This window comes from Paraburkholderia sp. UCT31, assembly GCF_014397655.1.
GTDB classification, from domain to species: Bacteria; Pseudomonadota; Gammaproteobacteria; order Burkholderiales; family Burkholderiaceae; genus Paraburkholderia; species Paraburkholderia tuberum.
Genome location: NZ_VZQP01000012.1, coordinates 46,229 through 60,456 on the forward strand (window position 1 = coordinate 46,229; position 14,228 = coordinate 60,456).

Here is a 14,228-nt window from a genome sequence, read left to right on the forward strand (position 1 = left end):
TAAACAGAACTGAAGCGATCCAGCCGCGCCAGGATCTGCGGACGTTCCGACCCGGCATTTTTGACCAATTATAGGTGGGCTCAATCCCAAAGACCAGACATTGCAATGCTTACGACCGTGTCGCTGCGTCTCATTCGAAACTGCCTGCATCGCGTGCTTACAAACGAATTAGATAAAAAGGCGATTGCGTTACGCCGTTCCAGTCTTTATGCGCCAGGTAGCTACCCATTGCGCAGTGACTGTCCGATTTTTTCTGATCTGGACAACATGCTATGCGCTCCTCGCGACATTCTTTGATTCAATCGAAACATGTATGCCAGCTAACACCTTATGGCGACGTCCATTGATTTTCAGTACTCCAATAACAAATAATCGGCAAAGCAATAGAATTGCCGAGAGACGCGGCTCATACTAGAAAACCGTCGAGAAACCCGCGAAGCAGGCATGCTGAGCACTGGAAAAGTTTCTGTTCGCGGTCTTCCGTAATGGGACCGGTCCCGGGCTGAAGCACAGAGGCTGGAGAAGAATCATGGCGGCTAGCTCAGCTAATACTCTTACGTTCATCGTCCAATCGGAGAACGCCGCGCCGATCGCTTCAGGCGAGGGTTCGGCGGACGATTTTCTCGCGAAACTGGGCGAGCTCAAGGACACGGCGGTGGTGTCTACGCTGCGTGGCAACGCCAGCGAGCGGCGCCTCGACGCAACGGTGGGCAAGGACGTCGTGGTGCTGACGATCGCTCACGGCCCGAGCCTCGTGCTGCATCCCGAGACCGCTCGGGATCTGCTGCTTGGACAGCAGGACATCGCGCGCAACAGCCGCTCGGGCGGCGCGGTTCCGGCTCAGGACGACAGCGCACGCATACAGGAAATCCGCATGGGGCGGCGCCTCGAATGGCGCGGTCACGAACATGCCGGCATCATGCCCGCCGATCGCAGCCGCGGCATGGTGTCCGACGTCATCCTCTCTGCGATTCATATCCTGCGCGGACCGCTGGTCGACTTCGCCGCAGGCAGGATCGCGGAGAAGCTGATCGAGAAATTCGATGCTCAGGCCACTGCAGGTCTTCACAAACTGTCGGCGGCGCGCGCACCCGAGCCCGGCGGCGACATGCGCAACGACAAGCTCGTGCTGCACGCACGGGAGCAGCCCTTGCTCGTGTTGCTGCACGGCACCTTCTCCCACACGCATGGCAGCTTCGGCAAGTTGTGGGAAAAGCATCCGAAATTGCTCGTCGAATTGTTCCGCCGCTACGCCGATCAGGTCTACGCACTCGATCATCCGACGCTCGGCGCAAGTTCAATCACCAACGCGCTCGACCTGGTCAAAGCCATCCCAGCCGGCACGCGCCTGCATTTGCTGACTCACGGTCGCGGTGGCCTTGTCGCTGAAGTGCTCGCGCGCGTGTGCAGCGGCGTCAGTTTGAGCGACAGTGACCAGGCGCCATTCAAGGCCCCTGGGCACGCCGCCGAGCGGCGTGACTTGCGGGCCTTGATCTCGCTCGCGCGTGACAAAGGGATCCGCGTCGATCGCGTGGTGCGGGTGGCCTGCCCAGCTCGCGGCACGCTGCTCGCCTCGAAGCGCCTGGACGCGTATCTGTCCGTGCTGAAATGGATGCTCGACCTCGCCAACATCCCAGTCGCCGATGTGTTCGTCGAACTCCTCGGCAGCGTCGCACAGCATCGAATGAATCCGGAAGAGGCGCCGGGTCTTGCCGAGCAGATGCCCGACAGCCCGCTCATCAGGTGGCTGCACGCGGTGACTGATCCGATCCCCGGCGAGCTGCGCGTGATAGCCGGCGACCTGCACGGCGACTCGCTCGGTTCATGGATCAAGATACTGCTCGCGGACGCCTTCTACTGGACCGACAACGATCTCGCAGTGCAAACGCGCTCGATGTACGGCGGTGCGCCACGTGGACCTGGCGCGAGCTTTTATCTGGAGAGTGGCGGTCAGGCCAGCCACTTTTCGTACTTCAGTAACGATTCGACGGCGAACCGCATCGTCGCGGCGCTCGTCGACGACGAACCCCAGCAGGACTTCAGATCGATCGGTCCGCTGTCGTGGTCAGGCAAGTCCGCCGACGGGTTGCGCGCCGGCAGGCGCGCGACCCGCACTTCCGACCAGTCAAGGCCCGCGGTGTTCCTGCTGCCGGGCATGCTCGGCAGCCACCTGAAGGTCAACGGGGAGCGCGTCTGGTTGAGCTGGCGCACCTCGAACGGTCTCGAGAAGTTGCGCCTGTCGGACGAGGCGCCAGACAATGTGACGCCCGAGGCGCCAATCGGGATCATCTATGACGATCTCATCGACTTCATGTCCGAAACGCACGAGGTCATCGCCTTTCCATACGACTGGCGGCAGCCGATGGAAACGGAGGCGCGACGCCTCGGCAACGAAGTGCGCAAGGCGCTGACCGCCCGGGCGCAAACGGGGCTTCCGGTGCGTATCATCGCCCATTCGACGGGTGGTCTGCTCGCGCGCACGCTGCTGCTGGAATGCCCGGCGATCTGGGAGCGCATGGCGGCCCACCCCGATTCGCGCGTCCTGATGCTCGGCACGCCTAACGCCGGTTCGTTTGCCCCGATGCAGGTACTGACCGGCGACGATACGTTCGGCAACACGCTCGTCGCGACGAGCTCGCCCTATGCCGGCTCCGCGGCGCGCCAGGTGATGGCGGAGCTGCCGGGATTCCTTCAGCTGCAGGCGGGTTTGTTCGATGTCAGACGCCCGCTTCGCGACGTCAAAACGTGGCAGGAACTGGCGGCCAGTGACGAAGGCGCACTTCGCGCATACAACTGGTGGCACACGTGCCGTGAGCAAACCGACGCTTTCCGCTGGGGCATTCCCACCGAACAGGTGCTCGAGCTGGCCTCGGCCTGGCGCGCGCGGCTCGACGAACAGCACAGCCGAATAGCCGAGCTGGCCCATGGCAAGCTCCTACAGGTGGTAGGCGAGGCGCAGCTTACGCCTTGCGGCTATGAAACGGGCGAGCGCGGTCTCACCTATCTGCATGTCGAGCAAGCCGAAGGAGACGGACGCGTCACGCTCGAAAGCGCTCTGCTGCCCAACGTACCGACCTGGCAGGTTCCCTACGCACATGGTGACCTGCCAAAAGCCAGGGACTGCTTCGCGCTGTATCGCGACCTGTTGTCGACAGGAACCACAGCGCTCGCGTCGCGCCTCCAGCTCGACGCGAAACGCTCCGGCCACGCCGACGGCGTTGCGCCAGTGCGGCTACGCCCGTCCCGGATGCGCGTAGCCAACACGCCGCCTTGCAGCGAAGGTGACACGCAGGCCATCGCCTGCGGCGACAACGCTACCCGGGCGAACGGCGCCGAACAGGCACCGCTCGCGATCAGCGTCGTCAACGGCAATCTTAAGTTCGTTCACCAACCGGTATTGATGGGCCACTATCGCGGCGCCTCGCTGGCAGGCAGTGAACTCGCCGTCGACCAACTGATCGGTGGCACGATGAGCGCCTCACTGCGGCTCGGCCGCTATCCGCAACAACTCGACAGTCAGCAGGTGTTTCTGAATACCGGCGTCAACAGGGTGTGCGAAGCGGAGAAGCTTCGGCCCGCTGGCGTCATCGTCATCGGGCTCGGCGAAGAGGGGCAACTGCGCGGCAGCGCGTTGATCTCCGCGGTCCGCCAGGGGGTGATTGCCTGGTCACAGCGGCTCGCGGAGCAGACTCCTGCCGCGGCCCCCATTTTCGATCTTGCGGCCACGCTCGTCGGCAGCGGCGGGATCAACGTGTCGGCCGGGGAATCGGCGCGGCTCGTGGCCGAGGGCGTGTACCAGGCGAATCAAAGGCTGGCGGCGTCCAACTGGCCGCGCGTGGGCAGGCTTCGGATCATCGAGTGGTATCTCGATCGCGCGACCGATGCGTGGCGATCGCTCCAATTGCTGTCTGACGCCGACGTCGGACACTATCTGATCGACGATGTCGTGGAGTCCACCGAAGGCGCGCGCAGGCGTCCGCTCGATTCGAGCTATCGCGGCGCCGACTACGACCTGATCAGCGCAATCTCCCAGGAGAACAAACACGGCGAAGCGTCGATCGCGTACACGCTCGACACCCGCCGCGCTCGCACGGAGGTGCGGGCGGTAGCGACGCAAAGCTCGCTGCTGCGTGAGCTGGTGAGCACCGCGTCCAATGACGGTAACCGCGACCCGCAGATCGGGCGCACGCTGTTCCAACTGGTCATTCCACTCGAGATGCGGCCGTTCATGACCGGTTCCACGGAGATGCAGATCGAGCTCGACGCAGGTACCGCAGGTATTCCCTGGGAATTGCTCGACAGCGGCAGCGGCGCTGCGACCGGCAGCGATACCCAACGCCCGTGGGCAATCCGCTCGAAGCTGCTGCGAAAGTTGCGCATCGAGGATTTCAGGCGCCAGGTCAACGACGCGGGAACGCAAGCCCATGTGCTCGTAGTCGGCGAGCCGGACACCGCCCCGCGCAACTACCCTCGTTTGCCGGATGCGCGAGCGGAAGCCGTGGCAGTCGCCGAGCTGTTCAAGAAGGAACTGGGCGAGGATCGGGTCTACGCGTGTTACAGCGCGACGGACGGCGCGCCCGGTCCAGGCGCCCGCGACGTAATCAACGCGCTGCTCGCGCGCGACTGGAAAATCGTGCACATCGCTGGACACGGGGAGGCGCCTGGACAGTACGGACCGTCGCGGCAAGAGGACGACAGTCTACGTGGCGTCGTTCTTTCGAATGGCACCTATCTCGGCCCACGCGAGATTCGCAACATGGAACGAGTGCCCGAACTCGTCTTCATCAATTGCTGCCATCTGGCGACGCGCAACGCCGGCCAGTTGCTGGCTGATCCGTTCAACAGCCGTTTCAATCGGCCGCAATTCGCCGCGACCGTGGCCGAAGAACTGATCAAGATCGGCGTGCGCTGCGTCATTGCGGCCGGATGGGCCGTGGACGACAAGGCCGCAAAGACGTTCGCCACCTCCTTCTACCGGGCTGTCGTAGCCGGACAGAGCTTCATCGAAGCGGTCGCGCTGGCCCGGGAAGCGGCGTGGCGGTTGCACACTAACACCTGGGCCGCATATCAATGCTATGGCGACGCGGACTGGCGGCTGGATCGCTCGCGCGAACAGGCCACGGCCCGCACCATCCCGGTCGACGTGCGCTATGCCAACGTGGCATCGCCGCCCGCGCTGACGCTTGCGCTCGAGGGACTCGTCCTGAAGTCCCGTTACGAAAAGCCGGATCCGGACGACCACCGGCAACGTCTCAATTATCTCGAACAGAAGTTCGGCGAGCGTTATCGCGACATCGGTGCAGTCGCGGAAGGCTTCGGCCTGGCATGGGCCGAAGCCGGCGACGAGGCAAGGGCGATCGATTGGTTCAAAATCGCGCTCGGCGCCAACGACGGCAGCGCGACGCTCGGCGCGGCTCATCAATATGTCAACCTGACCGCGAAGGGCGCGTGGACGACCTTGCGCGAGGAACTGAAGGAGATCGACAGGATTGCATCAGTCCAGAAGACCCGGACGGGGGCGAGGCAACACGATGCCGTGCGTGGCAAGGCGATCCAACGCGCGCGAGACAATGTACAGGCGGCACTCGCCCGGATGGAATCGCTGCTGACGTTTCCCCCGACCGCCGAACGGTTCAGCATCTGCGGCTCGGCATACAAGCGTCTCGCGATGATCGAAAGCAGAGCGACGCATGGACAGGACGAACGCGCGGCACTGGACAAGATGTCCTATTACTACGGACGGGCGATGGAATGCGCTCAGGAATCCAACCGATCCGCGTTCCTCTACGCGGCCATGAACCGCTTCGCCGCCGAACTGTCGCTGAGTATGCGGGGCAAGACCACTCGTGTGGACGCCGGCCTCGTCGCGCGCATACGCAATGAGCTTGCGCAACAGAACGAGGCGAGCGCCGATTTCTGGAGCGTGGCCAGCGAAGCGGAACTCGAGCTTTACACGACCCTTGAACAGCGTTGCCTCGCGGATCGCTGGCAGGAATTGGAGGCGGACTACCAGAGTCTGCACACGCGCGTGCCGTCCGTGAAGTATTGGCGCTCGATTTATGATCAGTGTGAATTCGTGCTGTCAAACTATGTGTTGCGTCAGACGAGCGCGCCAGAAAAAACCGCCGGACAGCGATTGCTGGACCGCCTGTGGGCATGGGCCGCGCCGGGAACGCGCAACTAAACGGTGACACGCGCCGCTGGGTCGCCACCATTGAGCAGCCACACCACCCGGCCATCCGGCGCATTCACTTCGACCACCCGATTCGCCTTCAGTCGCACCAGATACCCAGCGGGTAGCGTCAGGACCGCCAGCAACCCGGGGCGTGCATCGAGCAACCGGTGAACCGGGAGGGCTCGAAGGTTGTGCATGTCGATCGCCTGTCCGCCGGACGGAACGGGTGCGACCGACCAGCCGCTATCGCCCTGCTTCTGCACCTCCCCGCGCAGCGCGAAGATATTCGTGGCGTGAAGCGCGTCGCCGGCCACCACGATCTGCTGATCGAAGAACACGTCGCTACCCGCTTCGCCCAACTGGTGCAGCCACGCGGACTGTTCCACCAGCACCCGAAGCGTGGTGTCCAGTCGCGGGTTCAACTCGCGCTCGGGGTCGCCGCGAAAATGCGGCTCGCAGACTCGCAGCCCCGCCGGTTCCGTGCGCAGCGTCAGCAGCGACCAGCCGAAGCGAACGCGCAATCCATCGCGCAGCGGCGCATCCGGACGGCTCAGTTCCGCGAGCGTGCGCAACACGTCCTTGGCGGCTGGCTCTAACGCGACATCGCATTCGAGCAGAACCTCGTGAGTGTCGATGGTGGATGTCAGTATCATCGCGTGCGTACCTTGTCGAGAATCCACTTCTGTATCTGGGTGCGCAACCTGGCTTCGCGAAGGATCATGGCATCGCGCGTCGCGTCGTCATAAAACTCGGAGGCTTGCTGCCATGCCGCCCAGCGGCGCCCGCCCTTGGAGAAATTGGCCGAACCGTCCATGACCACGAGGTTGTCCTTCAGCTTGGCCAATTCATTGCGTTCGACCACTGTGAGTTTTTCGAAGCCGTCCATCTCCGAAATCTGCTTGATGGAAACGATATGATCGACCGTCAGTTTCTGGGCCGGTTTCCTTAATGTCCCGACCTGGTCGGTCAACACGCCTTCGATCACGGCAGCCCGTTCCTCCGATCCGTTGAATGCTTGCCGCATGATCTCCTTCGGGTCGACCGCGGCCCGTTCGGCGGCCTTCGCCGCCGACTCGGCAAGCTCGGTCGCCCGCGCGATGTCTCTTCCCGGCACCGTATATTTCCTGCCGGTGGCCGGATCGACCCTGTACTCGTCCTCGAGTCCCTTCAGTTGCTCCCTCAACTCTGCGATCGCTTCTTCATCGGGCGTGCCTTGAGGCGTTTTCGGACCCGCGCGCAGTTCGGCCTCCAGTTCCCGCTTGGTACGCCTGAGCGATGCCAGCGTGTCATACGCCTCGGTGAGCTGCTTTTGCGTCGCGATCTGTTGAGCGGTCGGTTTCCGCCAGGCCGCCATGTCTTTCGCGATTGCCTCGAAGGCACCCTCACCGCCTGAGCGCTCAGCCGCCACGCGGTCCACGTATGCGAGCACGGTCGCGTCGTCCATGCCTTTGCTCTTGCCGGTGTTCACCACTTTCCTGATCTGGGCGAAGACCGTCTTCAGCTCGTCTTTGCCTGCTCCCGGGAGCTTGCTTGCGTCGGCCATCAGCTCCGCTATCTGAGCCTCCTTGCGCAGTTTCGTGATGGAGTCGACGCCACGTTTGATCGCGTAGTAGACGGCCTCGAAGATTGGCGTGGTATCAACGACACCTCCAACGGAGCCCATCAGCGTGCCGCCCGCCTGGCCCAACGCCTTCTTGAACCCTGCTTCCGCCGCGGCGTGCGCCTTGAGCGCGTCCTTGACCTCCTGCTCCAGGCCATCCACCGCGTCGATGCTGGATTCGAGTTTGGCCAGTCGCGCAGCCGCGGTCTCGGCGTCGCTTGCCGCGGCGAACTCCTTCAATGGGGCTTCGAGTTCCTTGAGTCCGGCGGCAGACGCCTTGAAGACCTGGCTGGTCGCGAGCCCCAGGTCCAGCGCGGCCGCCGCAATCGCAACGCCAACCCACAGCAGCGAAGGTTCGTCCTGAATGAAGTTCAGTCGGTAGTCAGCCTCCTTCTCGCGATACTCGCTGATCGCCTCGTAAGCCTGATAGACACTCAGGCCAGCGCTGGCGATCAGCGCCGCGGCGGCGACCCAGCCGCCCCCTGGAACGAGCACGGCCAGCACCAGCGCGAGAATGCCCTTCGCGATTTCCGAGAACAGATGCAACGTCTTCTGTTCGTCGATATAGTCGCGCACGCTCATCGCGTAGACGGTGTTGTCGGCAATGCCGAGGCTGATCTGGGTGGCCTTCACCAGATCCGGAATGCTGAAGATCCGTTCCGGATCCTCGGTGAATTCGGCGCGCGCCTGGTTGGCGTCCTTCTGCCGTTGCTGGACGACTTCGAGCAGATACTGCTGTGCATCGGCGGCATTAAGGCCGGCCAGCTTCTCGCGATCGGTGCCGCGCCCCAGGCTCGCGGGGTCGACGAGCGCATCCTTGTCCGCGCCCTTGAGGACCTCGCTCTCGGCCTGCTCCCTGAACTTGCGTCCTTCCTCATCGAGCTGGGCGGCCTGCATGCCGGTGGTCAGCGCATCCTGCGTGTCCTCGGGATCGATCGTCCTGCGCGTGGCGCTCGCCTCGTCGAATTTCGCATTAGCCGCCGCATAGAATTCGCTCGCACGGGTCGCGCCGATGCCACGCACGAGTGCTTGCGCGTGACCCTGGTCCTGGAACTTCACGCGTTCCTGATAGAGCAGGTGATCGTAGTGCGCGAGTACTTCCAGCGCCAGATGCACCGCCTCGTCACGAAAACGCAGCCGGTAGGCCTCCAGCGCGTCGGTGAACTCCGCTTCGCTGCCAAAGTCGTTCTGCCGCAATGACTCGGTGAACTGGCGATCCGCGTCCATCATCTCCTGCAGAGCTCGCGGATCGTAGGCCCCACTGGCCGCGGTCACCGTATAGGCCGTGCGTGCCTGGTTTCTCGCCCGGTACAACGCGTAGAGATCTTCGAGGCCGAAAAGCTTTGCCGCCGCGTTCTCCGTCTTCTCCTCTTCGGCCTCGCGCACCGCGAGTTCTCGCTCGAAGCGCGTAATGGAGGCGTCCATATCGTTCCAGCTGTCGGTGCCCTCGTTGACCTTGTTCAGGTAGTCCTGGCGTTCGGCGGGCGTGAGCTTCGCGAGCCGGGCGGCAAGCTTGAGCACCGTTTCATATTCGTCGGGGCTGAGCTTGCGATCGCCGCCGAAGAGGATCCGCTTGATGTCGTCGGGCAGCGCATTGATGGCGCGGCTCTGCTCGTTCTCGATCAGGATATCGGTACGCACGCCGAGCCACTTCTGCGCCATTTCCTTGTCTTGCGCCGATTCGCCCAGCTTTTCTCCGGGCTTATAGCCCGTTTCCTGCCAGAAACGTTCGTCGGTCTGCCTGTTCAGCGCTTGCTGCTGCTGCTGCGACATTGACGCAATCTGCAATTGCGAATAGTCGGTCACGACGAGAAAGAGCCCATGTCGGGCCACGTCTGCGCTGGTGGCGCTGCGCGGTGCGGTCTGCCAGTTCCAGATCGCGAGCTTCTTCTGAATCTCCTTCTCGTCCGCTTCGTGGTAGTACTGCCGGACGAACTCGTGCAGCAACTCGTCAGGCGTCATCTCACGGGTGACTTCCACCCAGAACCGTCGGGGCTTCGGCCGGTTCGACGCGGCAGGTTTCGACGACTCCGGTGCGGCCTGAAGCGTGCCACTTCCGAGCCCGTCTGCCTGCTGAACGACATGGCTCAGTTCGTGTGCGAGGAGCAGGCGGCCGCTGTCGGATTCCATCGCGAGCTTGCGGTTGCCGAAGACGATATCGCTGCCCACCGTAAACGCCTGCGCCGCGACGCTCCTGGCAGCCTGCGCCGCGAGCGGCCCGGTGTGCACCCTGACGTCGGAAAAATCGCGGCCAAAGCGTGGTTCCATGAATGCGCGTGCGCCCGCATCCAAAGGCTGGCCTGGCGACGCGAGCGCGCGATGCACCAACTGCGGCGCCGCCGCCGGCGCGGCGAGAGCGCGAGCGCCTCGTGCGCCTCGTGCGCCTCGTGCGCCTCGACAACGCACGCTCGCGGCATCTCCTGCAGCGGCGTTGGCGCGCTCATCAGTCTGCATCGCGGGGGGCCCGTGAGCCGGGTTCACGCGCAGGCTCACCGCATCGGCACTGTCGCGCGAGCGAACGATGCGTTCCGCTTCGCGGTTGGCCTCGTGTTCCAGCGGATCGTCAGCACTCGCCGCCATGCGGCGACTTTCCAGCCCGCCTGATAATTCGTTTTCCTGTGGTTTGACAGGCTTTTGAGGAGGCCCGGTCGACGCTCGACTCGACGGCGGGAGCGCCGAGAACTCCCAGCCGAGATCCGCAACGGCTTGATGGTATGTCTGCGGGTCCTCCGCACCGTGTCCCGGACAGCGCGTGCCCAGAACCCGACCCGGTCCGGCAGACCGATCGGCCGCCGGTGTCGTGCTGGCTTTGGCGAGGACTGGGGCGGCGAGTGACATACGATCCTGCCTAGACCACCTGCAGCGACACCGAACGGCTATCCGCTGGCTGCTGGTTCAGGAAATAGACGGCCTCGACCCGATACCGCCCTTGCGGCATCGCGTTGGGCAACTCCACACTGAATTGTGCTTCGTACGCGCCGCTGCCCCCATCATGCGATACGTCCTGTCGGTGGACGAAGATCGGCTCGGTCTTGCCGTATGCGAAGAAACGAATTTCAGCGCTCACGTCATTGATTTGCGTGCTTTCCCCCCTGACAGCCTCGAGGTTGGAGACCACCAGAAACCGGCTGCCGTGCTGAACCACCTGGGACGGCTGAGTGCTGATATCGGCCCTGTAAATGATGGGCTGCGGCGGAAGCTGACCGTTGTGCGCCCGCAGATAGTCCGCTTCGACCTGAGGCGCGTCGCGAGTCTTACGCATCGCGAAGTGAATCGCGACGCATGCCGCCGCGCCCGCCCCCACACCGATGGCCGCGCCCTTGCCGCTGCCCGCCGCCGCGCCGATCAGCACCGACGCAGCCAGCGCGCCCGCGCAGGACAGTATCTCCGGTGTGCTCATGCTGTCGCACGCGCACAGCGCGGCGGACACCAGAACAGCGCACGCGCGCAAGCGTACCGACGCCCCGGTTGACTGCGGTGGCTCAACGATCGAAGCGTTCATCTGTAAATTGCTCCTCGATTCCTGGCTGCCCGGCTTACCGCTTGCAATCTTCGACCCGCACGCCCGCTTGCCCCTGCCGGATCAACTGTTGCGCCTGGCCGATTATGCGGTCCGCCTCGGCGATGTTGTTCGCGTCGTAGTTCTTCGCGTTCGACGCCAGCGCCACCGCGCAATCGAGGCCGCCCCGCGCGAGCTGAGCGTCCGCGGCACCGATCAGCATCGAGCCGAATTGCTTGTGCTGCTGGAGGAGCGCGGCGCGGATCGCGTCATTCGATGCGGCCGGCGGCGGAGTGGTCGCGGTTGGACAGACCGGCTGCTCCTGTCGTGGCGGCGTACGTTGCGCTCTCGCCGCCGCCGCGAGGCGCTCGGCCTCGACGCCAAGACGGCGCTCCTTGTCAGCCTGCGCCAGCGCCACCTGAACCTCACGCTGCGCCGCGAGCGCAACGGCGTTGCCGCTGTCGAGCACGAGCAGCCCCGATGCCGCGTTGTTCGCACACGTCCACTCCCCGTTCTGCAGACAGCTTTCGATCTGCATGACCAGCGCGTCGGTCTTTCGATAGACGGGGGGCGGCGGGCGATGCGCCAGCCATCCGCCGACGCCGCCCATCATCAGTCCGACCGCCGCGCCCATGCCGACCAACAGCATCTGGCGCTTGCGCAGCGCGGCAATCACACGCTGCTCGATATCACGACCGGCGCTCTCGATCTCCGCCTTGGCCCGCGCGAATTGGGTCCGCAGCGTTTCGTTCTCCTGTCGCAGCGCGGCCTGTCCGGCGAGCAACTTCGTGTTGTGTTGGCGTGTCGTGTCGAACTCGCTTTCGAGTCCGCGCATGTTGTCCTTGAGCGCGGCATGCAGGGTCGCGGCGTCGTGTGCGGCAATCCGCGCCTGTTCCGCGGACTTGCGCTGTTCTTCGAACGCCTGCTTGTGTTTCGCGATCTCGCTTTGCAAGTGCTGGACGACCCGCTCGCCCTCCGCCTGGACGCTTTTCAACCGCTCGGCCAGTTCTTCGGACAATCTCACCGCGGGATGCGGTCCTGCGGGTTCCGGCAGCGGCGGTGACCCGGTCGGCGTCGGCGCGACGATGGTCATATCGGAGTTCGTCGACTCGACCGGGCCGGGTGACTTCGATGGCTCGGTGTGGTGCCGTGTTTGCGCATGTTCGGGCGACTCTGTGTGCCCGCGTGTTTCCTTATGTTCAGGCGCCTCGGCACGCCGGCGTGCTTCAGCATCGCCAGGCTCCTCAGGCGGCTCCCGGGACTTCAGAGGTTCCGTTCGTTGCGACGGCTCACCGGAACGCGGCAGGTCCGGCGTTTCGTGCGGTTCAGCCGATGCCTGCTGCGACTGCTGCGACGAGATAACCTGCTGCTTGCGCCACGCACAGCGCAACACGTTGGCGTTTTGCGGCTGGTTGCACTCGTCGATCGCCCCTTCGACCTGAGCGATCCTGGGCCAACGCCCGCACCCTCTGCATCGCTTTTCGTCGTTCACGATATCGCGCTCCGCTCAGCTGTTCCCGCCGAACACGAATACTTCATCGGGGATGGACTCGACGGCGTCCCTGCCGAAAGTACGCGTCAAGGGCAGAATCATCTTCACGCCCTCGCCGTCGGCACCCACTTCGATGAGCGCCAGCGGCGCGTAATGATGTTCGACGCCGTGTGGTGGCAAAGCCGCGGGTTCTCCGTCGTGCTGCGGCCAGATCACATCGCCCGTCGCCACACGCGCCGCGATCAGCCAATAATCGCCGCTGCGATACACGTGCGTGGGCGCGCGCTCGAACATGATCTCGATGCCGTCTTCGAGTGTAAGCCACTCTTCCTCGACGATCTGCGCGGCGCCGTCCACCAGTTCGAGACCGCCCCTGCGCGGCTCGCCGGGCAGCTGATCCCAGCGCCGCAGGATCAAGCCCTCGCCCTCGCGCGAGCCATGCTTTCGCAACGGCGCGTCGACCTTGATCTGCCGGCTCGTCGGGTCGACCCACACCACCTTCGGTAAAGCCCCCGCACCGCCATGCTGCAAGCGCTCCTCGTCGACCAGTTCGACAACCTGGCCCACCGCGACCGCCAGCGTGTCGTCGCGCGCCCATTCGCGCAACGTTACGGTCTGGCCATCGTCCGTCAGGTTTTCCACGCGAAAGGCCACCACGCCGTTGTCGCGGGAAAACTTGAAGCTCGCACGCGGCCGGTCGCCGGCCTTCCCGCCCTGGTGAATCTCTACGCGATACAACTGGTTCTCGGGTCCGCGGTAAGTCGCGCGCGCTTCACCCATGGCGGCGGCGGATTGCGAATCGACTTCCCGGGCGCGCACCCGCAACGCGCCGCGGTGACGGTGTTGCCAGCCGCTCACGAGCTCCGGCCACGGCGGATTCATGTTCATGAAGCCACGGGCGCGCTCGCGCAGGGTGACCGTTCGCACCTGCCAGACCACTCGCAGACGCGCAGCCGTATCCGCGCCGCCCAACGCGACTTCGCTGATGGCTTGGTCCTCTAGCGCCGTGACTTCACGCTCCCACACATCGAGATATACGAGATAACAGCCCGCCGCTTCAATGCCGCGCCCGCGATGTTCGCCGCCTGCGTGCTGCGAGTAATGGAGAAACCGGGGGTTCTCGCACAGAATGCCGTCCACGTAGTAACGGCCTTTCGAGATGATCAGGTCGGTTCGCTCGAGCTGCCGCAACAGGACGACGACCTCGTCGCGATCTTGCGCGACCACTTCCTCGACCAGATCCTCCTCCGTGAGCAGCACGCGAAAGCCGCACGCCGCCACGGGGCCGCCGTGCCGCCCGGTGAGGTCGACCATCATCGTGCGCAGCGTATGCAGCATGATGGAAGCCTGCTCGTTCAGGTCCGCGTCGAGCTGGACGCGGCCCTGCTGCCAGACCACGCGGCTGAATCCATTGCCGGGATCGAAGCTGTCCCGTGAAATGTCGACGTTTTTCATAATGGCC

At 64.2% G+C, this 14,228-nt stretch carries 6 protein-coding genes; 1 reads left to right on the forward strand and 5 read right to left on the reverse strand.

What is annotated here, in order from left to right:
• Positions 1 to 529 precede the first annotated feature (529 nt).
• On the forward strand, positions 530 to 6,184 hold the full coding sequence (locus F6X40_RS12555; RefSeq protein ID WP_187628076.1) for a CHAT domain-containing protein: 5,655 nt from the start codon (positions 530 to 532) through the stop codon (positions 6,182 to 6,184).
• On the opposite strand, the gene F6X40_RS12560 is transcribed toward F6X40_RS12555, so the two are convergent.
• The 5 genes from F6X40_RS12560 to F6X40_RS12580 form a co-directional block, all read right to left on the reverse strand.
• Positions 6,181 to 6,828 (reverse strand): hypothetical protein, encoded by a 648-nt coding sequence (locus F6X40_RS12560; protein ID WP_187628077.1) that lies wholly within the window; start codon positions 6,826 to 6,828, stop codon positions 6,181 to 6,183. The genes F6X40_RS12555 and F6X40_RS12560 overlap by 4 nt on opposite strands.
• Positions 6,825 to 10,355 (reverse strand): DUF4157 domain-containing protein, encoded by a 3,531-nt coding sequence (locus F6X40_RS12565; RefSeq protein WP_222946055.1) that lies wholly within the window; start codon positions 10,353 to 10,355, stop codon positions 6,825 to 6,827. Before F6X40_RS12565 ends, F6X40_RS12560 begins: the two co-directional genes overlap by 4 nt.
• A gap of 268 nt (positions 10,356 to 10,623) precedes the next feature.
• Entirely contained in the window at positions 10,624 to 11,277 is a 654-nt protein-coding gene (locus tag F6X40_RS12570) for a hypothetical protein (RefSeq protein WP_187628078.1), read from the reverse strand.
• 34 nt (positions 11,278 to 11,311) lie between these two features.
• The gene (locus tag F6X40_RS12575; protein WP_187628079.1) at positions 11,312 to 12,367 is read right to left on the reverse strand and encodes a hypothetical protein; all 1,056 of its coding nucleotides are present in this window, start codon (positions 12,365 to 12,367) and stop codon (positions 11,312 to 11,314) included.
• A 414-nt stretch (positions 12,368 to 12,781) separates the two neighbouring features.
• Positions 12,782 to 14,221, reverse strand: a complete 1,440-nt coding sequence (locus F6X40_RS12580; protein ID WP_187628080.1) for a DUF6519 domain-containing protein — start codon at positions 14,219 to 14,221, stop codon at positions 12,782 to 12,784.
• Positions 14,222 to 14,228: the final 7 nt, after the last annotated feature.

What these genes read in the sequence shown, in the direction of transcription:
- F6X40_RS12555 (WP_187628076.1), top strand. Translation starts at nt 530, where the DNA reads ATGGCGGCTAGCTCAGCTAATACTCTTACGTTCATCGTCCAATCGGAG.
- F6X40_RS12560 (WP_187628077.1), bottom strand. Translation starts at nt 6,828, where the DNA reads ATGATACTGACATCCACCATCGACACTCACGAGGTTCTGCTCGAATGC.
- F6X40_RS12565 (WP_222946055.1), bottom strand. Translation starts at nt 10,355, where the DNA reads ATGGCGGCGAGTGCTGACGATCCGCTGGAACACGAGGCCAACCGCGAA.
- F6X40_RS12570 (WP_187628078.1), bottom strand. Translation starts at nt 11,277, where the DNA reads ATGAACGCTTCGATCGTTGAGCCACCGCAGTCAACCGGGGCGTCGGTA.
- F6X40_RS12575 (WP_187628079.1), bottom strand. Translation starts at nt 12,367, where the DNA reads ATGACCATCGTCGCGCCGACGCCGACCGGGTCACCGCCGCTGCCGGAA.
- F6X40_RS12580 (WP_187628080.1), bottom strand. Translation starts at nt 14,221, where the DNA reads ATGAAAAACGTCGACATTTCACGGGACAGCTTCGATCCCGGCAATGGA.